The organism is Bacteroides togonis, from assembly GCF_900130135.1.
GTDB lineage: Bacteria > Bacteroidota > Bacteroidia > Bacteroidales > Bacteroidaceae > Bacteroides > Bacteroides pullorum.
On sequence record NZ_LT670820.1, the window covers coordinates 3,605,448 to 3,632,024 of the forward strand.

At 46.5% G+C, this 26,577-nt stretch carries 30 protein-coding genes and 1 pseudogene; 16 read left to right on the top strand and 15 right to left on the bottom strand.

All coding sequences use genetic code 11. The features are described from left to right. Positions 1 to 387 precede the first annotated feature (387 nt). From BQ8005_RS15080 to BQ8005_RS15150, 14 genes are all read left to right on the top strand, one after another. Positions 388 to 1,218 (top strand): DUF4121 family protein, encoded by an 831-nt coding sequence (locus BQ8005_RS15080; RefSeq protein ID WP_075319288.1) that lies wholly within the window; start codon positions 388 to 390, stop codon positions 1,216 to 1,218. Between the two features lie 12 nt (positions 1,219 to 1,230). Continuing rightward, positions 1,231 to 2,172, top strand: a complete 942-nt coding sequence (locus BQ8005_RS15085; protein WP_075318615.1) for a hypothetical protein — start codon at positions 1,231 to 1,233, stop codon at positions 2,170 to 2,172. An 80-nt stretch (positions 2,173 to 2,252) separates the two neighbouring features. Beyond that, positions 2,253 to 5,255 carry an N-6 DNA methylase gene (locus BQ8005_RS15090; RefSeq protein ID WP_075318616.1) on the top strand — a complete coding sequence of 1,001 codons (3,003 nt, stop codon included), beginning with the start codon at positions 2,253 to 2,255 and terminating at the stop codon, positions 5,253 to 5,255. 222 nt (positions 5,256 to 5,477) lie between these two features. Continuing rightward, on the top strand, positions 5,478 to 5,969 hold the full coding sequence (locus tag BQ8005_RS15100) for a hypothetical protein (RefSeq protein ID WP_071149203.1): 492 nt from the start codon (positions 5,478 to 5,480) through the stop codon (positions 5,967 to 5,969). Between the two features lie 12 nt (positions 5,970 to 5,981). After that, positions 5,982 to 6,296 (top strand): hypothetical protein, encoded by a 315-nt coding sequence (locus BQ8005_RS15105; protein WP_071149204.1) that lies wholly within the window; start codon positions 5,982 to 5,984, stop codon positions 6,294 to 6,296. A gap of 12 nt (positions 6,297 to 6,308) precedes the next feature. After that, positions 6,309 to 6,596 (top strand): hypothetical protein, encoded by a 288-nt coding sequence (locus BQ8005_RS15110; RefSeq protein ID WP_071149205.1) that lies wholly within the window; start codon positions 6,309 to 6,311, stop codon positions 6,594 to 6,596. Positions 6,597 to 6,680: 84 nt separating this feature from the next. Further along, positions 6,681 to 7,613 (top strand): hypothetical protein, encoded by a 933-nt coding sequence (locus tag BQ8005_RS15115; protein WP_075318617.1) that lies wholly within the window; start codon positions 6,681 to 6,683, stop codon positions 7,611 to 7,613. 38 nt (positions 7,614 to 7,651) lie between these two features. Then, positions 7,652 to 8,233 (top strand): hypothetical protein, encoded by a 582-nt coding sequence (locus BQ8005_RS15120; RefSeq protein WP_075318618.1) that lies wholly within the window; start codon positions 7,652 to 7,654, stop codon positions 8,231 to 8,233. 13 nt (positions 8,234 to 8,246) lie between these two features. Beyond that, positions 8,247 to 8,477, top strand: coding sequence for a hypothetical protein (locus tag BQ8005_RS15125; RefSeq protein ID WP_055300459.1), 231 nt, complete (start codon positions 8,247 to 8,249; stop codon positions 8,475 to 8,477). 10 nt (positions 8,478 to 8,487) lie between these two features. Then, positions 8,488 to 9,084, top strand: coding sequence for a hypothetical protein (locus BQ8005_RS15130; protein WP_075318619.1), 597 nt, complete (start codon positions 8,488 to 8,490; stop codon positions 9,082 to 9,084). Between the two features lie 11 nt (positions 9,085 to 9,095). Continuing rightward, positions 9,096 to 9,305, top strand: coding sequence for a hypothetical protein (locus BQ8005_RS15135; protein ID WP_075318620.1), 210 nt, complete (start codon positions 9,096 to 9,098; stop codon positions 9,303 to 9,305). A 10-nt stretch (positions 9,306 to 9,315) separates the two neighbouring features. Next, the gene (locus tag BQ8005_RS15140) at positions 9,316 to 10,386 is read left to right on the top strand and encodes an LPD29 domain-containing protein (protein ID WP_075318621.1); all 1,071 of its coding nucleotides are present in this window, start codon (positions 9,316 to 9,318) and stop codon (positions 10,384 to 10,386) included. Further along, positions 10,383 to 10,715 (top strand): hypothetical protein, encoded by a 333-nt coding sequence (locus BQ8005_RS15145; protein ID WP_057281950.1) that lies wholly within the window; start codon positions 10,383 to 10,385, stop codon positions 10,713 to 10,715. Before BQ8005_RS15140 ends, BQ8005_RS15145 begins: the two co-directional genes overlap by 4 nt. 4 nt (positions 10,716 to 10,719) lie before the next feature. Beyond that, the gene (locus BQ8005_RS15150) at positions 10,720 to 11,433 is read left to right on the top strand and encodes a hypothetical protein (protein WP_075318622.1); all 714 of its coding nucleotides are present in this window, start codon (positions 10,720 to 10,722) and stop codon (positions 11,431 to 11,433) included. Positions 11,434 to 11,487: 54 nt separating this feature from the next. Here the strand turns inward: BQ8005_RS15150 and BQ8005_RS15155 are convergent, their stop codons facing one another. After that, positions 11,488 to 11,832, bottom strand: coding sequence for a hypothetical protein (locus BQ8005_RS15155; protein WP_075318623.1), 345 nt, complete (start codon positions 11,830 to 11,832; stop codon positions 11,488 to 11,490). 335 nt (positions 11,833 to 12,167) lie between these two features. Here BQ8005_RS15155 and BQ8005_RS15165 point away from each other — a divergent pair, with 335 nt between their 5' ends. Then, positions 12,168 to 12,458 carry a DUF4120 family protein gene (locus tag BQ8005_RS15165; protein WP_055172636.1) on the top strand — a complete coding sequence of 97 codons (291 nt, stop codon included), beginning with the start codon at positions 12,168 to 12,170 and terminating at the stop codon, positions 12,456 to 12,458. A gap of 41 nt (positions 12,459 to 12,499) precedes the next feature. Then, a complete protein-coding gene (locus tag BQ8005_RS15170) occupies positions 12,500 to 13,423 on the top strand; it encodes a DUF932 domain-containing protein (protein WP_075319289.1) in 924 nt (307 codons plus the stop codon). 114 nt (positions 13,424 to 13,537) lie between these two features. On the opposite strand, the gene BQ8005_RS15175 is transcribed toward BQ8005_RS15170, so the two are convergent. From BQ8005_RS15175 to BQ8005_RS15240, 14 genes and pseudogenes are all read right to left on the bottom strand, one after another. Next, positions 13,538 to 14,716 carry a WG repeat-containing protein gene (locus BQ8005_RS15175; RefSeq protein WP_029426920.1) on the bottom strand — a complete coding sequence of 393 codons (1,179 nt, stop codon included), beginning with the start codon at positions 14,714 to 14,716 and terminating at the stop codon, positions 13,538 to 13,540. A 19-nt stretch (positions 14,717 to 14,735) separates the two neighbouring features. Further along, positions 14,736 to 15,974, bottom strand: coding sequence for a hypothetical protein (locus BQ8005_RS17105; protein ID WP_052332009.1), 1,239 nt, complete (start codon positions 15,972 to 15,974; stop codon positions 14,736 to 14,738). Continuing rightward, the gene (locus BQ8005_RS15185) at positions 15,958 to 16,365 is read right to left on the bottom strand and encodes a hypothetical protein (RefSeq protein WP_075318625.1); all 408 of its coding nucleotides are present in this window, start codon (positions 16,363 to 16,365) and stop codon (positions 15,958 to 15,960) included. Before BQ8005_RS15185 ends, BQ8005_RS17105 begins: the two co-directional genes overlap by 17 nt. A 228-nt stretch (positions 16,366 to 16,593) precedes the next feature. Continuing rightward, the gene (locus tag BQ8005_RS15190; protein WP_159436273.1) at positions 16,594 to 17,472 is read right to left on the bottom strand and encodes a hypothetical protein; all 879 of its coding nucleotides are present in this window, start codon (positions 17,470 to 17,472) and stop codon (positions 16,594 to 16,596) included. A 12-nt stretch (positions 17,473 to 17,484) separates the two neighbouring features. After that, positions 17,485 to 17,883, bottom strand: coding sequence for a type III secretion system chaperone family protein (locus BQ8005_RS15195; protein ID WP_159436274.1), 399 nt, complete (start codon positions 17,881 to 17,883; stop codon positions 17,485 to 17,487). A 13-nt stretch (positions 17,884 to 17,896) separates the two neighbouring features. After that, complete coding sequence (locus BQ8005_RS15200) at positions 17,897 to 18,370, bottom strand: hypothetical protein (RefSeq protein WP_029426924.1); 474 nt, start codon at positions 18,368 to 18,370, stop codon at positions 17,897 to 17,899. 26 nt (positions 18,371 to 18,396) lie between these two features. Continuing rightward, positions 18,397 to 19,374 (bottom strand): AAA family ATPase, encoded by a 978-nt coding sequence (locus tag BQ8005_RS15205; RefSeq protein ID WP_083610581.1) that lies wholly within the window; start codon positions 19,372 to 19,374, stop codon positions 18,397 to 18,399. Positions 19,375 to 19,550: 176 nt separating this feature from the next. Then, positions 19,551 to 20,099, bottom strand: a complete 549-nt coding sequence (locus BQ8005_RS15210; protein ID WP_029426926.1) for a hypothetical protein — start codon at positions 20,097 to 20,099, stop codon at positions 19,551 to 19,553. A 13-nt stretch (positions 20,100 to 20,112) separates the two neighbouring features. Continuing rightward, positions 20,113 to 21,243, bottom strand: coding sequence for a YqiA/YcfP family alpha/beta fold hydrolase (locus tag BQ8005_RS15215; protein ID WP_075318628.1), 1,131 nt, complete (start codon positions 21,241 to 21,243; stop codon positions 20,113 to 20,115). Between the two features lie 19 nt (positions 21,244 to 21,262). Next, entirely contained in the window at positions 21,263 to 23,134 is a 1,872-nt protein-coding gene (locus BQ8005_RS15220) for a RelA/SpoT family protein (protein WP_029426927.1), read from the bottom strand. Positions 23,135 to 23,273: 139 nt separating this feature from the next. Continuing rightward, a pseudogene (locus tag BQ8005_RS15225) lies at positions 23,274 to 24,224 on the bottom strand (IS1595 family transposase). Between the two features lie 142 nt (positions 24,225 to 24,366). Continuing rightward, positions 24,367 to 25,416, bottom strand: a complete 1,050-nt coding sequence (locus tag BQ8005_RS15230) for an ADP-ribosylglycohydrolase family protein (protein WP_029426928.1) — start codon at positions 25,414 to 25,416, stop codon at positions 24,367 to 24,369. Between the two features lie 16 nt (positions 25,417 to 25,432). Then, positions 25,433 to 26,008 carry a hypothetical protein gene (locus BQ8005_RS15235; RefSeq protein ID WP_029426929.1) on the bottom strand — a complete coding sequence of 192 codons (576 nt, stop codon included), beginning with the start codon at positions 26,006 to 26,008 and terminating at the stop codon, positions 25,433 to 25,435. 3 nt (positions 26,009 to 26,011) lie between these two features. Then, positions 26,012 to 26,446 carry a YkvA family protein gene (locus tag BQ8005_RS15240; RefSeq protein WP_029426930.1) on the bottom strand — a complete coding sequence of 145 codons (435 nt, stop codon included), beginning with the start codon at positions 26,444 to 26,446 and terminating at the stop codon, positions 26,012 to 26,014. Positions 26,447 to 26,577 lie beyond the last annotated feature (131 nt).

The following is a 26,577-nucleotide window of genomic DNA, read 5'->3' on the forward strand; positions in this document are numbered from 1 at the left end:
GAGAACGGGCAATGGATAAGAAAAAGCCGGACTGTTCCGAACCGCCATATTTCTCATGCTTTCAAATAACTCTTTATCTCATTTGCAAAGATAACATTTCTTTCTGAAAAGGCCGAATAAAAAGGCCATAATCTCTCCGCACAAACACACCTCAAAAGGAGAAGTCATACCGCAGCCGAGTCCCCATAACCACAGGCAAAGGTAATTCGTGTTCTTCCCGTACAAGCAAGGCCAAGCCCTTCGGGTTCGTGGAAAAAATCATCCTCGCCCCGGAGGGCTTGCGGTATTTTTTCCCGAAGCCTTGCATGTACGGAACACGACCTTTTTAAGCCTGTAGTTATGGGAACTCCGGCCCCTGTAAGCCGGACTAACAAAAAATCAAATGTCATGTTACAGAAAGCGAAGAAGAAGTACACGGTGGAAACACTCAAGCCATTGAATGTACTGTACGATCACGAACACTGGCTGACAGAACAGGACGTGGATATGGCCAACAATTATGTGGAACTGATAGAGAGGACACGCTCTGAAAAGACTCCGCAAGTCGGAGACAGACTCATCTATGTGGACCGATACGGGAAGTATTACGGCAACGCCCTCATCGAGAAACGGGAGGAAACGAGCGGACTGATCTCCATCTGCGAAGAGCCCTACATTCCCTTTGTCTGGGAAGAATATGACGGTATAGGACTGAGCGTCAGCGGAGGATCTTTCCACCATATAGACCCCAGGCAACTGACCTTCGTCAGATGGACGGAAGGAGCATTCAAGGACTGGGGAAACTGCGGAGCGTGTGCCAACGGTGCCGTCACATTCACGGCAAAAGTACCGTTATGGTCCTATTCCGAACCTGATCCGCTCTACGGTGATTTCACCACGGAAACATGGAGACAATATTATTTGACCAAGGACACGGGTCCGGACACACGCAACCTGTACCAGGGCTACGACATAGCTTTCAGGACCGAAGAGAACTTCCGGCAGTTCCTGAAGGACTATGAAGGGACTGTGTTCAAGGGCAACTGGGAAAACCAGATCGTACTCTGGTGTTTCCGACATGAAAACCGGTTCCTGCCGCAGCACGAATGGGACAAGATAGATGCCCCGGCCATGGAACGGCGTCTCAACTTCCATTCCGAACAGGTCAAGCTGGTCAAGGACATGGACAGCCACATCACCTACTGTTACCGTATCAAACCCGAAATTGACAATCTCTAAAACAATACAGTTATGCAGACAACAGCAACAAGAACAGCAGGCAGCCACACTGACCTGCTTACAGGTATCCTGAACGTGCAAGTAAGGAACGAGGACAAGATTACAGAACAGGACCGGCAGTATTGCCAGCTACAGCAGGACCAACTCTACAAGACACTTGACCGTATCGACCGATGGTATGCCATCTTCAAGGAAGAAGCGGAACGGTATCGGGAAATCAAGAGCTTCAAGTATGAGGATAACGGTAAGGTCTCCATACGGAATTTCTATTTCAACAACAGCGGGGAGGATGACTATACCCACAACGAATTCAAACCGTTTGACCTCATCAACGAGCTTGCGGACAACAACTGCAATGCCAATGCGAATTTCGCGAGTCGCATCATTTCCTATTTCAACAGGACCTACAATGTAGATGTCCCCATTCCTGTAATCGACGAGAAGGCCATGCGCATGGGATTCCGTCCGGTCTACCAGACTTACGTGGACATGGTCATTGAACACCTCGGCGGAAAAAGTTTCCGTGAGACCGCAGAGGAAGAACTGCTGGCCCGTTTCCTGAAAACGGTACAGCCTTCCCGCTGGAGCAAGGTGAAGCCCGAACTGAAAAAGGACAAGATCACATTCCCTGACATCGTATCCTGGGACAGCATCCATCTGGAATACCACCGGGAATATGAGTTCTCGTATGACTGCGGAACGAAATTGGACATTTTCTGCGAAGGTATCGCATACGGGGCGGATGACGTGATAAACGGTTCAAGCGGTATGGTCATCGGCCTTGACAGACGCGATGTGGATATAACCGAATGGTACAACCTCACCCTGAGCAACGCAGAACAGATCAAGTTCTACAAGAACGGACGCATCGACGTACGCTTCAAGGACAGCCAGGCCGCAGAGAACTGCTACAGAAGGCTGCGGCTGGATGAAATCACACTCAGAGAAGAGTGATTCATGAAATACTTATTCAGACACCCCGTAAGACATCCTTGCGGGGTGTCTCCGTTTCCAACCATTAAAAAAGAAAAGACATGTATGCCATCATACCCCAACAGATTCCCCAGGACAGGCGTGCCGAGATCAACGAGAAAATCCTTTGCGCCATAGACTCGGGCAAGGACCTCGTTCCGAAGGAAAGCATCTACAACTGCTACACGGGAATCGGAGGACTGCACAACCTCAGGCAGTCGGATTTCACCAGCTACCATGAATACGCCGAGGCCAAGAAGGAATTCGAGATGGGACAGTTCTTCACCCCGCACGACATATGCCGGAGCATGGTGGAGACCCTTTCTCCGACATCGGCGGAAATGGTGCTTGACATGTGCTGCGGCATGGGCAACTTCTTCAACCATCTGCCCAACCTGCACAATGCCTACGGATTCGACATTGACGGCAAGGCGGTGGCCGTTGCCAGATACCTCTACCCGGAAGCTCATATCGAGAAATGCGACATACAGCTGTACAATCCCGAACAGCGCTTCGACATCATTGTCGGAAATCCGCCCTTCAACCTGAAATTTGATTACAGGCTGTCGCAGGAATTTTACATGGACAAGGCCTATGACGTGCTCACCCCTGCCGGAATCCTGATGGTCATCGTCCCTCTCTCCTTCATGCAGAACGAGTTCTGGGAAAAGACACGCGTGGCGAAAATCAACTCGAATTTCTCCTTCATCGGCCAGACCAGGCTGGAACATTCAGCCTTCTCTACGGTGGGCGTGCAGAATTTCGCAACAAAAATCATGGTATTCCTCCGCCGTTCCCTCCATATTGAAATGCAGCCCTACAACGCGGAAAAGTTTGTCAGCATGGATGAGCTGAAGAAACGCATAGCCGAAGTGCGGAAAATGAAACACCGGCTGCGCCTCCAGCTGATGCGGGAGTGCAACCATATAGACAAGGAAGAGCTGGAACAGTTCGAGTACAGGCTCGCCAAATACATGTACGAACTGAAAGCCCATGCCGTGCTGAACAGGCATGTCGAAAAGGCGGAGGCGCTGGTGTCCAAATTCCGCAACCAGAAACCACCGGAAGGTGCCACCAGGGAACAGATAAAGGAATGGGAACGCAAGAAGCTGACCACCGGCAAGGTTCTCGGCATCATCCGCAGGTACATCACCTCGCAGAACGTGGTGCCGCGCAAGGAAGTGGCATTGGTGAAGACATCCTACGGCTTCAAGCTGAAACAGTATGCCCCGCGTCTGCTCGACAAGGTCACGCACAAGGCCGCAGGCATCAACGACCTCATACTCGGAAGGGCCGAACTCCCGATGCCGGAAACCGTCACGGAAAAGAACATGCGGCAGATCCGTGCCGCCAGAAAACTGATACGGCGCAAACAGAGGCAATATGAGACCCAGAATCTCCAGTTTGCGGAAATGCGGGAAGATGACGGTCTGAAGGAATACCTGGACCGCACCAGGTTCATCAACAAGGAAGGTGAAGTCTGCGAATTCACGGACTTGCAGAAACACGACCTGAACCTCGTGTTGCAGAAACGCTACGCCCTGCTGAACTGGCAGCAGGGTTCAGGCAAGACCGCCGCCGTCTATCACAGGGCGAAATACCTGCTCAAGTTCAGAAAGGCAAAGAACGTCATCATACTTGCCCCGGCCATCGCCACCAACATGACCTGGATACCGTTCCTTACCATAAACAAGGAACGCTTCCGTACAATACAGACCGCCGGCGACCTCGACAACGTACCGGAAGGGACATTCCTTGTCGTCTCCACCTCCATGCTCCGGAAACTGAAAAGAGGACTGATGCGTTTCGTGAAACGCACTTCCGGCAAACTGTGCCTTGTCTTCGACGAGTCGGACGAAATCACCAATCCCACATCGCAGCGTACAAGAAACATCCTGTGCATATTCAGAAGGCTCAGGTACAAGATTCTCGATACCGGAACAACCACCCGCAACAACATCGCGGAACTGTACAGCCAGTTCGAACTGCTCTACAACAATTCGGTGAACATGATATGCTGGAGCCCGCAGGTCTACCACGAAAACAGGGACCACGAGATAGAGGAAGAGAACAACCCGGATTACGGAACACCGTTCCCCGCCTTCAGGGGGCATGTCCTTTTCCGTGCCTGCCACTGTCCGGGGAAAGCCACTGTATTCGGCATCGAGAAACAGAACCAGGACGTGTACAACAAGGACGAACTCTCCGAACTTATCGGCAAGACGGTCATCACCCGCAAATTCCGTGACTTCGCGGGTGAGAAATACCGGATACGGACACATACCGTCCGCCCCTCGGAAGGAGAACACGAGGTATACCGTGTCATCATCGAGGAATTCTGCCGCATCTGCGAACTGTACTACAACAGCACGGGAGACACGAAAAAGGATGCGGGGCTGAGACTCATGAGGCAGATCAAACTGCTTATCAAGGCCTGCTCGGTACCGCACCTGATAAAGGGGTATTACGGCGACAGGTATCCCTCCAAGACCCGGTATATCGAAAGGCTTGTAAGGGAAATACCGGGCAAGGTAGCCATCGGATGTACCACGCTGGCGGCATTTGACCTGTATGAGAGCTATATCCGGGAACATTTTCCTGACAGACCTGTATATGTGGTCAAGGGAGATGTCGCCTTCAAAAAACGGCAAAGTATCGTGACGGAATTCGACTCCACCATCAACGGCATCCTGATATGCACGCAACAGAGCCTGAGCAGTTCCGTGAACATACCTACCTGCAACGACGTGATACTGGAGTCCCTGCAATGGAACATCCCCCGCATGGAACAGTTCTATTTCCGCTTCATCCGTCTCGATTCCAGAGAAATGAAGGATGTCCACTACGTCACCTACGAAGATTCGGTCGAACAGAACCTGATGGCACTGGTACTGACCAAGGAGCGTCTGAACGAATTCATCAAGACCGGGGAGGTCAAGGAACAGTCAGAAATCTTCGAGGAATTCGACATCACGATGTCCGTCATCGACAGCCTGCTCGTCCGCACGCAGGACAGTGAAGGCAAAATACACATCAGCTGGGGAAGCCAGCGCATAAGAGAATGAACATGAACCGTATGGAGAAGACCGGGAGTTCCATTCCCACCGACAAAGGTAGTCCGCGTCCCCATCGGCTGAGCAAGGTCAGGCCGCAGGCGGTTTTCGGGAAAATCATCCTCGCGGAGCTGCGGTATTTTCCCGCAAAACCCTGCACAGCCGGGACACGGCACCTTGTCAAGGTCGGTGGAATGGAATCCCCGGCATCCACATACATAAAAGACAAGTAATATGGATCTGAACAATGCAGAGATTGCCGTGACCACACAGCATCTCATGGACATAAAGGATTACAGGGACTACTGGATGCACCTGTCCGAATACAGCGACATGGGCGAGTTCCTGAGTGCCTGTTCCGACCTGTTTCCCGGGGAGGAGGAACCGGAATACCGGTATCCGAAATGGGAAAACATTCCGGACACACTGATCAGCCGTGAATGGCTCTGTCCCAACTTCTTCGAGATCAGGGATGCCCTTGAAAGGCTCGAAGAGGAAGAAACGGAGTTTTTCATAAACTGGAGCAGAAGTTACGGATATGACATCACCACGGATGACCCGCACATGATGGTATCGCACTACCATGACCTGTACGGGGACACCGTCACGGAAACGGAAGAAGACGCGGACACGGGAGAAGATGCCCTGATATACACGGGCGTATCAAGCTACTACTGCGACATGCTTCCCTTCCGGTACGAAATATTTGATGACAATTATGACTAAAAGACAAAAAATATGGAAATCAACTTCAAAGGACCTGTAATGCCTATCGACCCATACTCGCAGCTGGCATTCGTGGAGATACTGAACATACTACTGACGGCGGGACACATCGTGGACGTGAACCGCTTCCTCATAAGCAGGAACGTCAACCCGCAATTCGGCTCGCTGTCAGGCTATTTCAGATGGTCGTTCACCGGAAACCATTTCACCCTCTGGCAACGCACGGACTACAATTCAACGCTGTGTTTTAATCACAGGATACTCGATCTGCCTTTCGGTGTCCTGGCAGCGAAAGACAACGGAAAAGACATGGAAACGGCAAACTGAAAATGAAACGATATGGAAACTACGGTAAAAATACCCAACCGGGAAATCGCGCTCGCGGCATTTGACAGGCTCCGCAGGGAACAAAGGAAGGATGCCGCACTGAGGCTGGCCGGGTGTATGCTCAGAGGGACATACATATCCCTCGGCATCGGTGACACCGACTGGGAAATAGATACCGCCCTGCACCAGTGCGGCGGTGAGCCGAAGACCGGATACGGTCATACTGCACATTTCCACTTCGACGGCGAGACGGAAATGGAAACAGAGAAATATGAAAGGCTCAAGGAAGAGAACAGATGATAAGGGAGCGGCCGAAAGGTCGCTCTTCTCATTTATAAACGACATGTACGGGAAACGGAATCCTGCCGTACACAGGTAACAGAAATGGAAGAACAGGAAAGACTGACTATGGAATTCGTGAAATCGCTCATGGACAAGTCCTACACGCTGGTATGGGTGGACTACAACGACAATCTCGACAACTGCCGTGACACCATCCAGAAGTGTCTGGAAGAAAGGAGCTGTGAAAGTCTGTGGGAGAAAGTGGACGAATGGTACGGTGACGCCGAATGGGAAGCTGTCCGTGAAATCGTCTCAAAGCTGAAGGATGAATGTATCCGTTTCCATGATTTCGGAGAAGAGGAAGTGGACAAGTTCTTTCAAGAACACGAAGACGAAATCAGGGAAGAAATCTATGACAGAAACGACTCTGACACGCTGAAAGAACTTCTCAAAAACACGGATGACATCCCCGTGCGTGTCGAGATGCTGTCAAACTACGACTGCATCAATTCCAACTGGCTGGAATCGCAGGAAGGATACCGGTACAAGGAATCCTATTTCGGGGATATGATAGACGCGCTGAACCTCAATCCAGCCAAAGTGAAGAAAATGCTGGTGGAGAAAGGCTACACGGTATTTGGCCGGTTCCCCGACAAAAAATACAGGGACGGCAAGGAACAGGTATCCTATGAACAGTTCTATCAGGAACTCATCAACTCCTGCTGCGGTGCCAACCTGCTGACCTATATCGGCAAGGTAAGCCTGCAGGAACTTTATGATGCCGGATTCTCGGTTGGGGAAGTCATTATCCCCAAAGGAAACTGCTGCGGCATCTTCAGCTCCATGTACGGCGGCGGGAGTCTCCTGGAGATGGAACTCCGGAAAGACGTCAGACTGAAACTGGAAGTCAGGGACTGTCACGGATTCCGCTTCCGTCTTGACAACGAGAGCTCAGAATATGAATGCTCCATCAAGCATGTGTACGGGGTATGCGATTCCTTCTTCGGAGAAAGGATCGGCCTTGTCGCTTCATAAACGACTCATGTATATCAACAATTATAAATCATGGAATTATGGCAAAATACGATGTAAGAGTAAGGTACGCCTTCGAGGGTACCTACAAGGTCGTGGCGGAAGACCGCGACGAAGCGGAAAGAATGATAGCGGAAGACTGCGGCCTGGTACTGGGCGGAAACATCCACACTACCCGCGATGATGACGAGGTGACAGACTGGAGATTCAGCAGTCACCCTGACATGCAGATCCTTTCTTTCAGGGAACGGGTTGACAAAGGCAAGGTCAGATACACGTCCATGTGTTTCAGCGACAGGATTGAAGAACTGAGAAAGGACATAATCGAAGCCATCAGGCAACTGCTCGATGTGCACGGCCTGAAAAAAATCACGTTTACCGACAACGAAGAAGACCCTGTATGGATCATCTGGTTTGACGATAATGCAGAACCATACGAGTGTTATGTTACAGGAATTGAGGTTACTGACAAGCACATTACCGTGTTGGCAACAATAAAGGACAGTATGGAAGAGGTTTTCTGTCAGAGTCCTTTCGAACTCGGAGCCAGCAACATTGATTGGCTTAATCAAATGTACGAAGCAGTAAGGCTTCAACTTGAAAATACAAAAGGAAACTCTTGAAACGAAAGACAATATGGCAACAAAAATCAATATGGACAGATACGTCTGGGAAGGATGGACTGTCGGAGCGTTCATCAGGGAACTGGCCCCGCAGGTGGAAATGATCATGAGCGGGCAAAGCTGGAGGGAACCTTTCAGGAACAAACAGGAACTGGCGGACTGGTGCAGGGACAACCAGCCCTATTACAAGAAAAGGATCCCTGAAGTGAACAGCCATTTTGCAAGGATGTATAACCTTAAATAAAAACAACATTATGAAATATCAAGCGGAAAATGCAGTCTCCAGCTTCTTCTACTATATGTGGAATGCCTGGTGCGAGGAAGAGTGCAGGACAGTATTCAAGGAAATGCACCCACACTTTTGGGAAAAATGGTCTCTGATGACGGACAAGGGAATATTCGGAGCCGCTGAACGGTTCTATGCGGAACTGACGGACCGTTACAGGGAAAAGCTGGTGGAACGGGCCGTTAGCCTGTATGACGGCAAAGCCAGACGCAAACACCCGGACGATTCCGAAATCAAGGTGTGCAATGATTGCGGTTCAACGGAGATTGAAATCCAGGCATGGGTGGATGTAAACACGAATGAATACCACAGTGACGTGGACGATGACATCTGGTGTTCCCGGTGTGAGGACAATGTGGAGACCTGCTCCAAACAATCCTTTTTGGAAAAGATGCAGGAATGGTGGAAATCCAACAGCACCGATAACCTTGAATACCTGACCGGATTCAAGACATCCGATTTCCCTTCAGCCAATTCCGGACAGACATTCGCCGAGGCCGCCGACGAATGGTGGAACGGCAATAACTATGACGAGAAGAGGAACATATACCTGACAAACAATTAAAGACAACGGCTATGGCACGGAACATCATTGACCTGATCTGCAACTCATGCAGTTGCGGCAAGGAAGGGGCACAGGAATACCTGGACGACGAGATAAGAAACCTGCAGGAACTTCAGGAAGACAACGACCTGAGAAGCGAAGACTTCGAAATCGCGTGCAGCAACCTCGGACTCGACCAGGACTGGCAGATATATTTCATCAACCGTCTTGCGGGACTTTAATATCTACACTATGACTTATTTTCAGAACATACACTCACTGGCGGAGCTGAAAAAAGAATACCGCCGTCTGGCAATGCTTCACCACCCGGACAAGGGTGGTGACACTGCCCTCATGCAGCAGGTGAATACCGAATTCGGAAAGCTGTTCGAGGTCTGGAAAGACAAGCCTTGCGTTTCCACAACCCCGACAGGCTACGAACACGACTTTCAGGATGCCACCGCAAAGGAATACACCGAATACGTGTACAATGAATACCGCTGGAAAGGGCGCAACTACAACGGGCAGTCCGCGCCGGAAATCACGGAACTGGTCAGGGCATGGCTCAAGGAGACCTATCCGAGATACACCTTCTCGGTCCGCAAGGACGGATACAGCTCAATCCTTATCCGACTGATGAAAGCGGACTTCGAGGCTTTCACCAGAGAATCCGGCAAGGTACAGGGAGACATCAACCACTACAACATCCAGGCATCGGACAGTCTGACCGACCGGGCCAAGGAGGTGATGACAAACGTCAGGGATTTTGTGATGTCATACAATTTCGATGAAAGCGACCCCATGACCGACTATTTCCACACCAACTTCTACCTCACGCTCGGAATCGGCAGCTACAGACAGCCGTACCGGATGGAACTGCCGAAGATTACGGGAAAAGACACTCCTGAAGTGTTCAGGTATCCTGAAGGACCTGCACACAAGGCTATGCGACAGGCACTGGGCAAGGCGCGTTTCGGCTTCATCGAGAGCCGGAAGCATATCGGGGAAATGATACTCGGAGAAGACTTTTACGGCTCACAGGGAGAACATTATTTCTGGCCCAAGGAGTATTCAAGCGCGAAGACGGCACAGAAACGCATCGGAAAACTGGAGGCAGCCGGAATGCACTGCGAACTGACAGGCTGCAACGGCGGATACATACGCCTGCTCGGATATACTCCGGAGACGGAAAGCAGTCTGGAACGGGAAAGGCAGGAATATGCCACGGCATACCGGAAGTGGGTGTCAGAACACGGCATATCCCCAAATACGGGAACAGTACACCAGAACATTTCAAATCCAATCAGACAGATACAATTATGACAAACAGGGAAATCATCAGAGAACTGAAACGCTGCGGCTACAGCCGGGTGGACATTGATACGGACAGTAGAGCCGCAAAGACTTTCTACACCTACCGTGGCGGGCTTCATATCAACGGTACGGAAGATCTGTCATTCCATATCGTACCGCCACAGGACAGTCTCGGACTGGGACGGTTTGCAATATGCGCCACCCGTAACGGGGAAAGCTCACAGCTGGGGACAGACCAAGCCCCGTTCTTTTTCCGGTGGCTGTTCGCCTTCCTCAAAGGTGAGAGAAAAGAGAATGAGATAATAGATGGAATATGTACCGACAGAAAAACAGAATAGAAATATGAAAGCAAAAGTATTGAAATACAAGTTTGACGGCAACACCATCGTTGCCCCATACATGGAACTTGAACCGTATGCGGAGAATGTATTCATCTCGCTGGCAAGAAAAAACGAATACGGAAACGAAAGTGAAGACAGTTTCCATGTAATCTGCAAGATAGGTGATATCCATTTTTCCTGCGGACAGTATTCACGCAGAATCCTTGACAAGGAGGGTCACCGGGAAGAAGCGGCAGCCTATTGCAAGAACTGGATTGAAAACATCCTGAAGGATGCGGAGGATGGAAAAATCATCCCCCTCTTGTCTGTCCATGTATTCAATGCCCTCGGTCTTGACTCCACTCCCTTGGTACAGGCCCGTGAGACGTATGCAAAAAGGCAGGAAGAAAAGCGTCTGGAACGGAAAAGAAAAGAAGAACAGGAAAAAAAGGAGAAAGAATCCCGATGGCATCAACAACTCGACGAAAACAAACGGAAATTCCTGAACGGTGAGAAAATAACGGCAGAAATGTTTCTTGAAATCACAGGAAGGGACGGCTTTGACATCCATATCAGAACCAAAGGGACATTCAACCGACATGTGACGGCAATCGAAAGGAACGGGACGGTAAGTTTCAGAAAATACAAAGGCCGCCGTACTCCCGACTTCACCGGATGCCATAAGGCTGTAGCCGACTATCTTGCATTTCTTTCCGAAAATGAAATCAGAAAATAAGGTCCAAAGCGGTAACAGCCATCCTATACAACTGTTACCGCTATTATCAGGACTTTACAACTTCATGTTCAGTACCATAGCCAACAGGAACATATATTGATTGTAAACCTTGAGCTTCTTCAGATCCAGCACATACCCTGCATAGGGATTGGTACAGTCCGAATAGAAAAATACGTCGGTAAAACCCGCATGTTCCTCTATGATTTCACCTTCCAGGGGAATCTCGTCCACATCAAACTCCTCCAGAGGCAGTTCCTCCAGGCGGGCATATTCCCCATTGCCCAACACATTGAGGTTACGGTTGAACAGCACATATCCCCGCTTACTGTAATCCACACGCATACCATACGGACGCTCCACAAGGAAAGCATCCGCAGCTTTCTTTATATAATCTTCCATGATTTTTCAAATTAGGATTTGCAAAAATACACCATTCCTTTGTCAAAGACGAACAAATCAATGGGTTTCTCACCGACATACCTGCAAGAAAATACAACGACACACAACCTGTATATTTTATTTTCCTCCCTGCAAAGGTAGTCCCGTGTCCAACGTACCCGGACAAGGTCAGGCCCCTATGGGGTTGGCTGAAAGAAAATCATCCTCGCCGATGGCTGCGGTATTTTCTTTCGCCAAACCTTGCGGGTACGGTCACGGGACAGTCAGGCAGGTGAAAAATAAAAAATACCGGCTCCCGGAGCCGGACGTGTTTAACAGATAAAATACAATGAATCATGAAAATCCTGAATGAAGAACATTTCCAGAATGTAAAGCGTTACGCCGAATCCATCGGTGACACATCACTCCAGAATTGTCTGGACAGACTGAAAAAATGGGAGGAGAACCCAGACCATCCAAGCGAAATCTCGCTCTATTATGACCATGCCCCGTACTCGTTCGGCTTCACGCAACGCTATCCAGACGGAAGCATCGGCATTGTAGGCGGTCTGCTCTATCACGGAATACCCGACCAATCCTTTGCCGTGACACTTGAACCGTTCCACGGATGGCAGATACATACCTAAAAACAGACAATCATAGTATTAACTTTATAAAATTCAAGATTATGGAAGCAATGGCAGTATTGGAAAAACAACAGCAGTTTGATTTTCAGAACAACGGAATCGAAGTAATGAACTTCGAGACTCTCCAGCGTACCTACAAGGAGAATGATATCTACGGCAAGCCAGTCCAGGGCATTTATCACTACCAGGTCCTGCAGCGTATGATGGACATTTGCGAGAAGTACAACCTCGATTACGAGGTGGAAGAAATCTTCGCGGCACAGAACAGGAACAAGACACAGCCGGGAGTAAGCATTCTCCCGCAGGTGGAACAGACACTTGGTGAAAAAGCAGTGGAAGCCCACATCCTCCGACGCATCTTCGCTACCATCCGGATCAAGGACTGGGAAACGGACGAGCTGACAACTACGCTGGTTGTCGCCTATCATCAGGACGGCATACAGGCTGCCATAGGCCCGTGCGTGAAAGTATGCCATAACCAGTGTATCCTCTCGCCGGAAAGGAGCATCTGCAATTACGGAAAGAACAAGGTGACAACGGAAGGGGTATTCGAGACGGTGGACGGATGGCTGGCAAACTTCGAGGTGAACATGAACGAAGACATCGCAAGGATTCAGCGACTGAAACGCAGAATCGTCTCACTGGAGGAAGTATATATGTATATCGGACTGCTGACAGCATTGCGTGTCTCCCATGACAGTTCGGACAGGAACCTGTCATCCTCCGTGGAAACCTACCCGCTTAACCAGAGCCAGATTTCCATCTTCACGGAAGAGGTGCTGAGACTGGTCCGCGAAAAGGGACAGGTTACCGCTTGGGACTTGTATAATGTAGCGACTGAGATATATAAGCCGGGCAGAACGGATTTCCCGGCACTGATTCCGCAGAACGGAGCAATGGCGGAACTCCTGCTTTCCCGTCTGCCCGCAGAAGTGGAAATGCAGGATGTGGTTTTAGTGAGCTGAATTTTCCCCAAATATCAAATATGACCATTTGATTCGGAATCCATATAACATACGAGGGCAACTCCAAATGTCAAGTCGCCCTCGTATGAATAAAATTATGTTCTTACAATACTGTTATTCCACGATTTCTCCCTTATCGTTTACAATTACACCGTCCGGCTGACAAAGGTACAGGTCTTTGCCTATAGCCTCGATTGATGTGTAGATGGGCGGAGTTACAATTTCGCCGTTACGGTTCAACAGCCCATAGTAATCCGAAGAGTTGTAATCTCCGCTCCGAACCAGATACTGCTGACAATTGGCTATCCCGTAAACCTTGCTGTCCGTGCATCCATCATCGGAAGATTCTGTATTGTTACGGAGTTCTGTCGTCTCATAAATCAGGTTGTTTACATCATCGATTACGAAGTTGACGGTGATATTGCCCTTGTGGTCGTACCGCCGGGCGATATGGTCGGCATGTCGGACTTCAATACAGTCGTTATATACATAAATTGCCGTATTCTCGACAGGGAAAAGCAAATCCATATCTGCCGTGTATAATCCGACACGTCTGTCTTTTTCCACCTGCCAGAAACCGTCGTTGTTGAACAGGTTGTCATATTCAGCATCCAAAGCCCAATTACCGGAACGGTCAATCAGTCCCATCTTGCCATCAACGGGGTTCTTTACCATGCAGTATCCGTTTTTGAATGCGTATTTCGGGTCATCGAAATGCACCTGGAAATCCTTGTCGATGACAACTTTGCCGGAATGGTCGATGAACATCAGTTCGCCGTCCTTCTCCACGGCGGCAAGACCTTCTGAAAATATCCATGCTCTGGTGAATGAAAGAGGTATTGCCACCTTACCTGTAAAACGGTTGATATAACCACGTTTGCCATCCTTTGAGAATACGGCCAAAGAATCCTTGTCATCGGATGTCACCACCCAATCTACATCTTCCAGAAGCACGATCCCTTTATTTTTATCATATAATCTGCCTTTGTCCGAATAATATATCTGTTGGAACACGACGTGGTTACTGATGTGTTTCTCATCATAAACCAGCGCCTTCATTGTATGCGGACGAATCCATTTATCGTAAACCACCTCGTCCACAAATGAGTATGTTAAGGCTATAGTGAACAATGCCACGAGCATTGTCACACAACCTGCAAAGATTCTCCAGACAACCTTTGCGTAAGTACTTTCATCCTTGTAGCCAAACAGTCTGCCGATGAATCCAAAGACCTGGCAAATACCTCTCCACAATACCGTGAAGAACAATTTGAATGATATTCTCTTTTTCATAACTTTCTTCGTTTCTTTATCAATCTTTATTAAAGTAGTCTTTTGATGTATTTCCAAGCCGTTGGGCGAACTCTTCGTCTGTCGTGTCACTATCCATGCCCTTCAGACAATCGTTCACTCTGCTGAACCAGCTTCTCCTGCAGTACCTTTCTCGTTCAAACATGGCGCAAGTACCCTCGTTGGTCTGTTCAAAAGCCATGGCATTGTCAATGTTCATACTGCGGGATACTTTCTCGACATCAATATTGGCTCCGATAAAACTGAAATTCCAGCCATCTTTCTTAAGCTGTTCAATCATATCAGACACTTGTTTGTGAGAGTACTCTTTGGATGAGTTCTCCATGCCATCTGTGATGATGGTGACTGAACCGATAGCGTGTTCGTGTGTTCTGACAATCTCACGAAGGCTGTTTACGGTTATTCCAACCGCATCATAAAGAGGGGTGCAGCCACAAGGTGTGTAATCCGTCTCTGTTATGTGGCAGACTTTCTCGGGGCTTTCGTTCTTTATAAGATAGCGAGATGGTGTGCCACCGCTTTGGAAAGCGTAAATGCTCACAAAATGATTTTGGGTATCCGCATGCTCGGTTTGTGCAACCTTGATGGTATTAATCACTTCATTGCAGCCTAAAATAGTCTGTTTACGGATGCAGCTCATGCTGCCACTTTCATCAAGAATGATCAGATTAAAAATGCTTGTCTTCATATTTCTTTTACTTCTTAATTCTTTTAAATGTTCACCTATGTTTTTGACAGGTCTGAACGGTTCTATAAATTCCAGATTGGTATTGATAATCCCATAAACGACCTCCTCCTCATTGTCCTCCATGCCAAATCCGTCTTCATCGGCAAAGTACCTGCCATCCGGATAGAGCGTCCATGTTATGGCACATAATCCATTCTTAAATCCATCCCATCGGTTCAAGCCGGCATAACACAGGTCCTTGTATTTGGCATTGCCGAAACCATTCTCGCACTCTTTTTTTATTGATTCAAAATCAATCTCATCGTCACCTACCAGGACATCTCCGTTCTTTGTGGCCAATTTTCGTATCTGTCCGGTCAGGGTATTGGCAATGTAAAACTCATAATTTTTCCATCCTTCACCGAAAAAGATTGCCATACCATCCCCGACATCCGCTCCATGTCGGCCTTTCAACTCTGGATAACCACGTACAACATAGTCTTTTTCTTTCTTATCGTACATGAATGTGATATCTGTTCTCATCTTGTCAGTTCGATTATAGGTTATTTCCATATTGATACATCGCTCTCTCAGCTATTTCTATAGCCTTCTCATCCAGCTTTGACTGCTTAATCATCCCCCATATCTGCGCTATGACAACCGGGGAAAACACACATACGGTAAGGAGGGTCGGAATAAACTGCTGCTTGACAATGCTTATTCCCGCCTCAAAATCAATGTTGCCTTCCCTGTTCGGTTTCATTACTACTTTTAAAGCGGAACGCAATCCGAGAGCGGCTTTGAACAGGCCGCCTTTAGTAATGTAAATCTCATTTCCTCTGTTAGGGTCAACGATACGCACTTCAAACCCTTCGGACATGAATGATTTGCGCATCTCTTCTGCGATATATGGTATCCTGGATGGATCGCCATATATGATTTTTTTGCTTTTAAATGCTCCCATGATGATATTAAGTTTTTTTGTTTTATATAGAGAGTGGTTTATGCGATATTCTCTATCATTGACCCGCTCTTCACGAAATATATTTTAGTTTTCCTTTATGAATCAGCAGGATAGTAACCCCAAACTATCCTCAAAATGAGAACAGCTATCAGTCGTGGTTCGGTAGTAAGATACAGCATCAGTTGCAGCAAGATTCACATACGACACTCAGTTGTCTCGCATATCGGATTACTTTGTTGTACTATCAACACAAACCGTATCGGCAGCAATAATGTTTTCTCTCTCATGGGTAGCTCTCACAAACGCCTGTAACCTCCTTACATCCTCATTGTCAAGCTGGATTTCACCGCCATCGTTATGATAGGACAGCAGCCACCTAGCTTCACGTTTGAAGAGCAATGCGTGCTTCTCTGCTTTCTGATAATAATAGGCGGCCCGTTTCTCTTCAATATTTCCATCCTTATCAGAGCTTAAATAAATCCTTCCGAGCATTTTGTATGCAAGAGGAACTCTTTCTGCTACTTGCTCCAACTGATGTATGTCCGGGTTCAACTCCCCATTTTTGTCAAGAGAAGCATTCAACAGGATTGCAAAATTACTTCCATTCTGAGCAGCCTTTCTTATCTTATCAAGCCCCTTAACGCTGTCTCCGTTTTCAATGCTTACGATGCCGCTTACTGCAAGTGCGTCAGGACTGTCCAACATATTGAGACGTGGCAGGATGGAATCTTTCTTTTCCCTTAACTCCCTTGGATTCTTGTTTAAAAGTTCGAACAAAAACTTAAAGACATTGTCGTCCGAAATGCGCAAAAGATAATCATTCTCGGTTTCTATAGCCCCTAATGCACGGGCTTGTGCTACCGTGTACATCATTCCAAGGAGGTCACTCTGCACTCCAATTCCATCTTTATAACAGTCCGCCAATTGCAGGAAGGCTTCTCCATCGCCCCATCTTGCTCTGGCCACGAGGGCATCAATATCAACTGACACAAGACCGGTTTCTTTCATCGCCTTAGTCCTGTTTGTCTCTGTAATATCCTCTATCAATTGATGTTCCGAACATCCGAAAAGCAATGCTGCAAACATCATAAAAATACATTTTCTCATATCCGTCATTCTTTAAAAGTTACTTAACTCAGCTTTTGCCTGGTAATATGTAGAACGTGCCATTCCGAGGATGTTCAGTGCGCATTCCACATTGCAACTCAAACTTTCCATATCGGTATAAAAGAATTCACAGTTGGCCGAGACACTCTTGAGCGTCTGGTCTATATACACTTTGGCCAATTTAACTTCACGGCTTACCTTGTTACAAACAGCCAATGTGATAGTTTCCTCACCTTCTTGCACTTCAGCGAACTGAGGTAAAACAGCCGACACATACTGTTCTTCATCCGTACCGGTCAGAAAAAAGATTGTCTTCATCTGATAGCGGACGCAGATGTCGCCATCGTCGTCAACTTTGGGTTTGTACCCCAAACTTTCTATCGCTTCAATTATCATTTCTTTCTTAGTCATCGTTCGTCCTCCTTTATTCGTTTTCTTCATTATTCGTAACTTCTTCTACGATGGCCTCTTCTCCATCCTCCGGTTTGTCTTCGCTTGGCACATCGTTTTCGACGTCATTCTCTATTTCCGTTATTGATTTACGGGCAAATCGTAGTCCGTTTTCCAAATGAAGGATAATACGGGAGATTTGCATCATCAAATCTTCATCGCCAAACAGCTCACGCTCGTAAAACAGCCATACACTTCCGCCAAGTATGTATGCCTTGACATACTTCAGGGTAGAGTTGATTTTTTCAAGCAGAACACATGCCTTCAAACCATTGCTTTCGTCAATGTCCATGATGCCCGGCAATGAGACATTGAGGAAATCCTCGTCGTTCTCGTTGTACATATACAGCATGTTCAGTCCTTCATATTTAAAACCATAGCCCATGCCATCTACTTCCTTCAGTTTGAAACCTAAGTTCTCAAACGCTTCCAAGATTTTTTCTTTCATACTACTATGTGTCTAAATTATTTTTGTCATTTGAATCCTATCCTCATATGGCGGCATCCCTTATCGTTGGGAGAGAACTCACTTCTTACCCGCTCATATTCGCGCAAGTCACGACTGCTGACCGACGGACTTCTTTGGGAGATGATCTCTTCGAGCAATGCCTGGTTTATGGGCTGATATTCACCGATATTCTTTTTAATGGTTGCGTTGAACATTTTTCTTGCCGCCGTTTTCACAATATAGCATATATCGCTACAATTGTATCCGGCTGTCAACTCAGCCAACCGCTCTACATCCACGTTCTCGTCAGAAGGCAGTTTTGAGAGTGCCAAAAAGAAAAGGCTTTTTCGTGCCTCCTTATCCGGCATGTCTATATATACCATCTCGTCAATGCGCCCGGTTCGGAGTACTGCCTTGTCAATGCGTTCCGGATGATTTGTGGCGGCCATGACATAGATGCCTCTCTCTGATGCATTGTTAAGCATGCACAGAAACTCGTTCACCTCACTGTCGTAATGCTGGTTCTCTTCGTTACCCGAACGTTTGGGCACCATCGCGTCAAATTCATCGAAGAAGAGCAATGTAGGGGCTTTCTTCTCAGCATCCCTGAACACTTCTCCAATCTTCTGCTGTGTGCCATGCACCCATGTACAGGCAAGGTCGTCAGGTACAATCTTCATGAAGTTGATACCCACTTCTTCGGCCATCTTCTCGGCAAAGAACGTCTTACCACATCCTGCAGGACCGTAGAACAACATGGAAGGGGGCTTGATGTCATACACCTCGGCACACTTCTTGTTCCTTAACACGTTGATGAACCCTTCGGTGATAAACTCTTTCAGCTTTTCCATTCCTGCAATATCCTTGAACCCGTTGCCCTTGCGTGTCTCTTTGGTTACAGGCTTGATAGCGACCTCTTTTGTCGGTTCAGTCTTTTTATCCATTGTAGGCTGCCCCCCGCAAATGCGCTGCAACCATTCTTTTTCAGCTTCCGATGTGTTCATAATACATACCTCTACATTTTTTGTTCTTATTTCTATGATAAGAGAGTGTCTTTTATCCCATTCTCTATCATTGAATTGAATTAATCTATAATGAAATATCCCTTTGGTCTCATGTGATTTTGACACATTCACCAAAGGGATATTAATTATTGAAGTTGCTCTATCGCTTTAGCTTGTTATAATAAAATGAAGTTATTGTAGTTGAAGATGGTCAAAGGAGTGCGTTCATCATCCAATGCCTGCATCCTTTTCGGTATCTCTTTCATTGGAATATTCTCGTCAAGCAAGGCTCTCAACCGCCTGAACAGCTTCGCATTCTCACTACTCAATTCTTCTTGGGTAGTTTCCACATTATACAAAAGGGCTTCGCTCATTTCCGTGATTATCATCCCTGTAAACAATCCGTGTAGTCCTTCATCTCTTGCAAACAAGTCGGCATTGCACCAAACTGCCACGATATTTCCTTTATGTTTTCTCAGATGATACGCATGAGAATGACCTACAATAATTTTGTCGAAGCCATCCACTGTATCATCATTTCGAAAGAACAGCCCTTTGTCTGATCCATGGCCAAGCAACATGATTGGCTCGTGCGCAGATAAGTGGTTCAGCAGACGGCTTATTTCCTTGGTTGAACAAAAGCCGTTAATCACTTGCGTATCCAGCCCTTCATACAAGGTGGAAAGCATCGCCGTAGTCCGGTCTTTAGGATGTATCACTAGCATAAGCGATATTGTTTTATTGCACAATATTATGGATGAGCGGAACAAGAACGTTCTTTATCGCCGCCTCGTCTAAGCGATGCTCACCGCTGAAATGTATCACTTGCGTGTAATGTTGCAAGAACAACGGCTCTTCGTCTACCTGTGTATCATTGTCGGCAAACATACCCCATACCTGTTTCCTATCAACATCAGTGACGGCATCGAACTGATGTTCCTCCATCTCCGCAAAATGTCGTATTGTATCAGAAGTTATCTCAAAATGTGTGGAACTATCTTTTCTGGGATTGGAGTACTCATGGATACCTGTCGTGAGCACCTTGCTTTTATTCGACATCTCAAAGGCTGGATTTACGCAGATACGTTTATAGCCATGCATCTGCAGTGCATACATGCCTCCCATGCTGGTGCCGACTACTACGTCAGGCTGTTCGTTCATGCACAGCCCTCGCAGAAAAGGCAGACCCTCTGCCGGATCTACAGGGATGTCGGGTGCAACCACATCAAAGCCCGGCAGATGTTTACGCAACATTGTTACTGTTCCGCTGGCCGCTGATGACCCGAATCCATGCATATAAAGCAATTTCTTTCGTCTGACGGACTTCTCTTTCAGTTCCTGAGTCTTGTCACGGAGGTCATAACTGTCTCGTATGTCCATAAGTATACCGCAGAACTCAGTAGGTGTAAGTATTGTCTTGTATGGATTGTCCTCACCGCTTGTATGTATCAATGCAATACCTCTCGTCTGCATCAGTGCTGTACGGAAACGCTCGTTCTGGTCAAACATCGCCTTATAAGCACGGTGTATCAGTTGCCGGAAATCATTGCTCTGGCGGTCTATCGCCTGTCCTTTCCACCATACTATCTGTTCCGTCTGCCAGAAGGTCACACTCATCTTCCTTGCATTGCCGCCTTTCATACTGCATATCTGCCGTTGCTTGTTGGGGTCCTTCCGCTTCAGCGACTGCAGAAAGCCTTCCATACTGCCGCATACCATTCCTTCAAAGCGAAATCCATTGCTACACAAGTTACTTAAAACATTGGACGGATATAAGCCGTCAGACCTTATATCTATGGTATTAGTAACGGGATCAAAATAATCCTTCGACCTGCTACATTCATTATCGAGTATATTATTCACTTTCATAGTTATTTTGAAAACTATTTTACTCAATATTCACACCATGAGCTTCATCTACTCCTTCTATACTGTCAATAAGGGCAACTATATTATCTAATTCCTCTCTGGAATGTACTTTGAAGTCGATGTAACACTCTACTATTCTATCTATGGTCTCTGTGTGCAGACAGTCTATAGACAACTTCAGTTTGTCTGTGATACATTCCACTACATCACTCAGTATATGATATCTGTCAACACCTCTAATCTGGACTCTTACAGGATATAAGAACCTGTTGTCCGGTTCAAAATTTACAGCTACAATAGAATCGCCTTGCCTTGATGCCGTTCTTATAGCTGCATAACAGTTCCTTGTGTGCAAAGTGACTTTACCATTCTCATCCTTAAAGCCTATGACCTCATCACCAGGCAATGGATGGCAACAATTACATCTGATGTATTCCAATATCGGCTGATTACGGAAAAACTGACGCAGATGCCTTTTTGCCTTATATGTCTTGACACAGTCAAGCCAACTTTTATCAGGAGCAGAATGATTACTTGTCCCAATCTCCACGCAATCACCCCGGTGCAACTCAGTTTTTACAGACGATAATTTTCCGTTAATCCTGGCATATACGGCATGTTCACCGATTTTGCTATGAATCTCATAGGCAAAATCTATAGCGGTTGCTCCTTTAGGAAGAATTATCCCTTTACCTTCCGGAGTAAAAACCATTATATCATCATTATAAAACGAAGATGTAACCCCATCCATATAGTCCATCTCACTGTTGTATGCCACGTCTTCAAGGACTGATTTAAACTTATCCAGCCATGCTTTCAAGTTCGATTCACTACGTTCTGCTGCGCATCCTAACCTGGAGTTGCGAACCATTCTCTCTGATGAAATGTGAATCTCTTCCCAATTGCCGTTATCACACAAAAGTTTCAGATGAAAGCTCTGATACCCGTTTTCTTTAGGTGCATTGATATAATTGGAAACACTTCCGGGTTTTTCCTTTATATAGTCTGTCAAGACAGAATATATTTTCAGACTTATATCTTTCTCTTCCTTAATATCCGAAGCTTCATATACAATACGCACATAATGTTTGCCGTCAATATGCTGAAAATCGCATTCCATGCTGTTCATCTTTCGCCATATACTATACGGCATACGGTGTCTTATCTCAGTTCTGGCCTTGATATTGTTTTCTTTCAATAGACACTCTATTTTACTTATGAAGGAATCAATACGACTTTGGTTTTGTGTCTTTTCCTTTTCAATAAGGTTCTCAAGAAATTTATATTCTCTCGGACATCTGAATCTGAAGGATAGATTCTCAAGTTCAGTTTTCACATGATACATCCCAAGACGGTTTGCCAAAGGTGCATAGAAGTAATCTGTTTCACCTGCTATCTTCATCTGTTTGTCAGGCCTCATGCTGTCCAGTGTACGCATATTGTGAAGACGGTCGGCAAGTTTTATCAGGATAGCCCTGACATCAAACTGTACAGAAGCCAGAATTTGTCTATAATTATCAATCTGCTTAGACTGATTATATTCGGCTTTCTTCTGCTTCGTTACAACGCCCACAAGAAATGCGACATCTTCACCAAAGCGTTCCTTAATATCATCCAGTGTGTAAGGTGTATCTTCAACCACATCATGCAGAAAAGCTGCCATTATCGGATTGGCACCTAGCTCAAATTCCTCAGCTACAATACTGGCTACTGCAATAGGATGAATGATGTAAGGTTCGCCTGTTTTGCGTTTCTGATTTTTATGAGCTTCTTTTGCAAGCTCATAAGCCGAGCGGATGCGGGTCATATCTTCTTCTGACATCCGTTGTTCAATAGAATGAAACAGTCTGTTTACGCTTTCATCTATTTTGGTAAAGTAATCATTTTCCATAACGCATCGTAATAAAATAAAAAAATCCTCCTATATAAGAATGGAGTAACCATTACGGTTCCATATATCATAAAGGAGGGTTAATTTTTCTGTTCGCCAATTTCTGGATAAATATTTATAAATGTCCGCATGTTTCCAATCAATAAATTCGATGTTTAAACTCCGCCCTATACGTACATGCGCAAAGTTCGAGTCTGTCAAAGAGCCTGAACCCGAAATACCTTCTGTTGAACTTGTAGCAGAACTCGTTGAGGTACAGTTGCAGGAACTCGGCCTTTATGTCATGGTACGTGTCCAATATGCTTCTTTTGGCATTGCTGATGGCAATGTGCACCCAAGGAAGGACTTTCCCCACACTCTTTTTGTCGTCCGTAACAACGGCATGGTGGGAGGCTGCCGCCCCCTCCTTTTCAAGGACGCCATAACTGCTGAACCCGTCCGTGGTCATATCAGCATTTCCGTCCGTCCCCGCCTTTATCTTGCCCGTGATGGTGGAAGCCTTGAAATCGCCGATGACCTGCATCTTTATATGCCCGACAGTCTTGGGCGTACTGTACTTCTTGGCAGGAGGCGTACCGGGCAGGCGGCTTTCCGCCATGACCAGAACGGAGGTCTTTCGCTGGCTCCCACGCTCACGCTTCAGCGGACAGTCCTTCTGATCCTCAGGAGTTTCAGTGGAGAAGAAGCCCTCGTCCACTTCCATATTCCCATGAAAGGGGTAAAGACTGTCGCGCCGGCCCATCACGTCACGCAGCTTGTGTACCATTTCCCATACAGGTTGGTAACGCTTGCGACCGAGCTAGCGCTGTATCTCCTTTGCCGATATGGCACGCTTGGTTGCCGTCAGCAGGAACATGGCTGCAAACCAATCACGCACAGGCAGATGGCTGCCTTGCATGACCGTGCCCGAACGGAGCTGCATCTCATGACCGCAATCCATGCACGTCCAAGACTTGTGGCTCGGATTCCAGCTCAAGCGCAAACCGCCGCATTGGCTACAGAACAGGCCGTGGTGCTCACGGAAACTACGCAATGCCGCCTCGCAGGAGGCCTCGTCAGGGTATTGACGGTAAAAATCAAGCAGGTTCATAACATCTATATCTTTATTGTCTATATCGCACGGAGAACATAAAGTGTTCCAAAACACGACTTTCGGACATCTTGGCGGTTTAAACTTTGCTAATTTGGCAGCTTGCGGACATTCATTTAAATATTTTAGTTTAGATATTCTTTTATTTATCCATTGTTCCCATTCCTATATAAATGTCATCAGCAATATGAATAATTACGTCATGTAGTTCCAAATTTTCTTTGTAAAAATCAGGTAAGGCTTCATATCCTATTGCTGCACCAAGTATATTTCCAGTGACTGCTCCTGTAGAATCACTGTCACCACTATGATTGACGGCAGCGATTATGGCTCTTTCAAAATCATCGAAATGAGCAAGCGAGCAATAGACGGCAATAGCAACTGTTTCTTCGGCCACCCAACCACGTCCCAAATAGTATTCGATGTTTTGTACATCGTCATCCGCTTTTTTGGCGAGATACATAGCTCTGTCTACCAGTAAGATGAATTCTCCTACGGTGTTCCTGTGGTTGGGATACATATCTGAGATTAAAGAAAGACCATCCTTGATATATGTCCTATAGCTTTCTCTTGTCGGTTGTATATCTTGCGACAAACGGTAGATAAGGTATGCGACAAACGCAGATGGAATATATCCCAAAGGGTGGCAGTGAGTCAGTTCGGAGGCTTCTGCCGCCAAAAGACAGGCCTCTTTTATATTCATACGGTTATCGACCGCCCCATAAAGAGGAATGGGGGCGATACGCATGACACCTCCACAACCCTTGCTGTTATTATAAGGTTCTTTTCCATTCATAATATCCATAAGAGAATTGATACAGGTATTTCCCGGTGCCCTGCAGGCATTCATCTCCGGAAGTTTCCCGATCCAGCATTGGTTGAATCCTTTTTTATTCTTTTTTATCTGCGTCAACAGCCATTCGATATATGCCTCACAAATTGCAGGCATTATAGCTGAACCATTCTTTTTTGCGTTCAGCATACCGCATGCGGTATATAGGGTCATTTGCGTATCGTCAGAGACGAATGCCAAGCCGTTGTCTGCTGTATCATAGCGTGTGATTCCCATTGCCCCATATTTGTTCTGTATATTGCTCCAAGACAGAAATTCCACAGGATATCCTAAAGCGTCTCCTATGGCTCCACCTGTCAGCGAACCTCTTATCCGGTCATTTATTACGTTCTTTTCCATTGCATTCTTTATTGTTTTAATATTTGGTACCGGGTTTAAAGATATACCCCGGTGCAAAAGGTTGGATTACATTCCCCTCAAAATCAAACAAAGCGCAGGCCCACATATCCGGTTCTACACCAAATCCGTCCTCATCTCCACGATCGCCTTCTTCTGTACAGATTCTACTGACGAGGCTGTTGTCATCATAAAATTCCAGATTCAATAGCTTGGGTCTGGTACCACGCAACATTTTTTCGCGCCATTCCTGGTATGCGCAATATTCATTATCGTATCGTAAACTATATATAAGTGGAAGTTTTTTCCCTTTCTCACGTAGTTTTTTAAAATCTTCCTCGCCAAAGAATTTGAAATCTTTATCCGTTAATCGGACATATGCGGTACATTGACAATCGTGGTTGCTTTTGAGAACTTCCACAACCTCTTCCCAAGGTGCGGTAGAAGGGAAATAAATGTAATTATTATATCCGGATGCCTCCGGCCCCCACAAATCCTTTGTCTGACTGTCACGCATTGATTCCGGGAAGTCGAATATATGCCTTATCTTCTCAGTTCTACTAAGTTCACTCCACGGTTTAACAGCTTTCGTCATGGCTCATTCTTCTATTAATTCATACTCAATTCCAAACCATTCATTCAATGTATCTTCAACCTGAGCATTGATTTCTGGCGTAATCTTATCCTTTATCTTCTTATAGACATAAATGATGGCAGCACCTTCATCCAATACACCCAACAGCCGATATACAGCACTTGGTATCAAACTTATCGGAGATATAGTGTAGATAATTGCGGCATAAATCAGTACCCTGTCCAATGTGGTCGTCTTTTCATCAGCTATCACATAATAGAACTGAAGCAGTGGACGGGCCGCTGTACGTCCGGCTTTCATGGCATAAGGCCGAAGCTTGGCATACAATTCATTGATTTTACCACGCCAATCATAGTTCTTCACTCTTTCCAATAAGGAATCAATCTCTTTGCCCATAATCCAATAGGCTAAAATCGTAATACAAATAATCGTTAACATATCCTATCTTGCTTTAGTTTTTTATATAGAGTCATGCATGTGTGAAAACCTGTCTCCTATAGCCAATTTAATTACAAAATCCTAATTCGTTCAGAGAAATTTTTAGCTCGGACACAACGTAATAACTATCT

Excerpts from the sequence above, each read along its gene's own strand:
- BQ8005_RS15080 (WP_075319288.1), top strand. The coding sequence starts at position 388 with ATGTTACAGAAAGCGAAGAAGAAGTACACGGTGGAAACACTCAAGCCA.
- BQ8005_RS15085 (WP_075318615.1), top strand. The coding sequence starts at position 1,231 with ATGCAGACAACAGCAACAAGAACAGCAGGCAGCCACACTGACCTGCTT.
- BQ8005_RS15090 (WP_075318616.1), top strand. The coding sequence starts at position 2,253 with ATGTATGCCATCATACCCCAACAGATTCCCCAGGACAGGCGTGCCGAG.
- BQ8005_RS15100 (WP_071149203.1), top strand. The coding sequence starts at position 5,478 with ATGGATCTGAACAATGCAGAGATTGCCGTGACCACACAGCATCTCATG.
- BQ8005_RS15105 (WP_071149204.1), top strand. The coding sequence starts at position 5,982 with ATGGAAATCAACTTCAAAGGACCTGTAATGCCTATCGACCCATACTCG.
- BQ8005_RS15110 (WP_071149205.1), top strand. The coding sequence starts at position 6,309 with ATGGAAACTACGGTAAAAATACCCAACCGGGAAATCGCGCTCGCGGCA.
- BQ8005_RS15115 (WP_075318617.1), top strand. The coding sequence starts at position 6,681 with ATGGAAGAACAGGAAAGACTGACTATGGAATTCGTGAAATCGCTCATG.
- BQ8005_RS15120 (WP_075318618.1), top strand. The coding sequence starts at position 7,652 with ATGGCAAAATACGATGTAAGAGTAAGGTACGCCTTCGAGGGTACCTAC.
- BQ8005_RS15125 (WP_055300459.1), top strand. The coding sequence starts at position 8,247 with ATGGCAACAAAAATCAATATGGACAGATACGTCTGGGAAGGATGGACT.
- BQ8005_RS15130 (WP_075318619.1), top strand. The coding sequence starts at position 8,488 with ATGAAATATCAAGCGGAAAATGCAGTCTCCAGCTTCTTCTACTATATG.
- BQ8005_RS15135 (WP_075318620.1), top strand. The coding sequence starts at position 9,096 with ATGGCACGGAACATCATTGACCTGATCTGCAACTCATGCAGTTGCGGC.
- BQ8005_RS15140 (WP_075318621.1), top strand. The coding sequence starts at position 9,316 with ATGACTTATTTTCAGAACATACACTCACTGGCGGAGCTGAAAAAAGAA.
- BQ8005_RS15145 (WP_057281950.1), top strand. The coding sequence starts at position 10,383 with ATGACAAACAGGGAAATCATCAGAGAACTGAAACGCTGCGGCTACAGC.
- BQ8005_RS15150 (WP_075318622.1), top strand. The coding sequence starts at position 10,720 with ATGAAAGCAAAAGTATTGAAATACAAGTTTGACGGCAACACCATCGTT.
- BQ8005_RS15155 (WP_075318623.1), bottom strand. The coding sequence starts at position 11,832 with ATGGAAGATTATATAAAGAAAGCTGCGGATGCTTTCCTTGTGGAGCGT.
- BQ8005_RS15165 (WP_055172636.1), top strand. The coding sequence starts at position 12,168 with ATGAAAATCCTGAATGAAGAACATTTCCAGAATGTAAAGCGTTACGCC.
- BQ8005_RS15170 (WP_075319289.1), top strand. The coding sequence starts at position 12,500 with ATGGAAGCAATGGCAGTATTGGAAAAACAACAGCAGTTTGATTTTCAG.
- BQ8005_RS15175 (WP_029426920.1), bottom strand. The coding sequence starts at position 14,716 with ATGAAAAAGAGAATATCATTCAAATTGTTCTTCACGGTATTGTGGAGA.
- BQ8005_RS17105 (WP_052332009.1), bottom strand. The coding sequence starts at position 15,974 with ATGGAAATAACCTATAATCGAACTGACAAGATGAGAACAGATATCACA.
- BQ8005_RS15185 (WP_075318625.1), bottom strand. The coding sequence starts at position 16,365 with ATGGGAGCATTTAAAAGCAAAAAAATCATATATGGCGATCCATCCAGG.
- BQ8005_RS15190 (WP_159436273.1), bottom strand. The coding sequence starts at position 17,472 with ATGAGAAAATGTATTTTTATGATGTTTGCAGCATTGCTTTTCGGATGT.
- BQ8005_RS15195 (WP_159436274.1), bottom strand. The coding sequence starts at position 17,883 with ATGACTAAGAAAGAAATGATAATTGAAGCGATAGAAAGTTTGGGGTAC.
- BQ8005_RS15200 (WP_029426924.1), bottom strand. The coding sequence starts at position 18,370 with ATGAAAGAAAAAATCTTGGAAGCGTTTGAGAACTTAGGTTTCAAACTG.
- BQ8005_RS15205 (WP_083610581.1), bottom strand. The coding sequence starts at position 19,374 with ATGAACACATCGGAAGCTGAAAAAGAATGGTTGCAGCGCATTTGCGGG.
- BQ8005_RS15210 (WP_029426926.1), bottom strand. The coding sequence starts at position 20,099 with ATGCTAGTGATACATCCTAAAGACCGGACTACGGCGATGCTTTCCACC.
- BQ8005_RS15215 (WP_075318628.1), bottom strand. The coding sequence starts at position 21,243 with ATGAAAGTGAATAATATACTCGATAATGAATGTAGCAGGTCGAAGGAT.
- BQ8005_RS15220 (WP_029426927.1), bottom strand. The coding sequence starts at position 23,134 with ATGGAAAATGATTACTTTACCAAAATAGATGAAAGCGTAAACAGACTG.
- BQ8005_RS15230 (WP_029426928.1), bottom strand. The coding sequence starts at position 25,416 with ATGGAAAAGAACGTAATAAATGACCGGATAAGAGGTTCGCTGACAGGT.
- BQ8005_RS15235 (WP_029426929.1), bottom strand. The coding sequence starts at position 26,008 with ATGACGAAAGCTGTTAAACCGTGGAGTGAACTTAGTAGAACTGAGAAG.
- BQ8005_RS15240 (WP_029426930.1), bottom strand. The coding sequence starts at position 26,446 with ATGTTAACGATTATTTGTATTACGATTTTAGCCTATTGGATTATGGGC.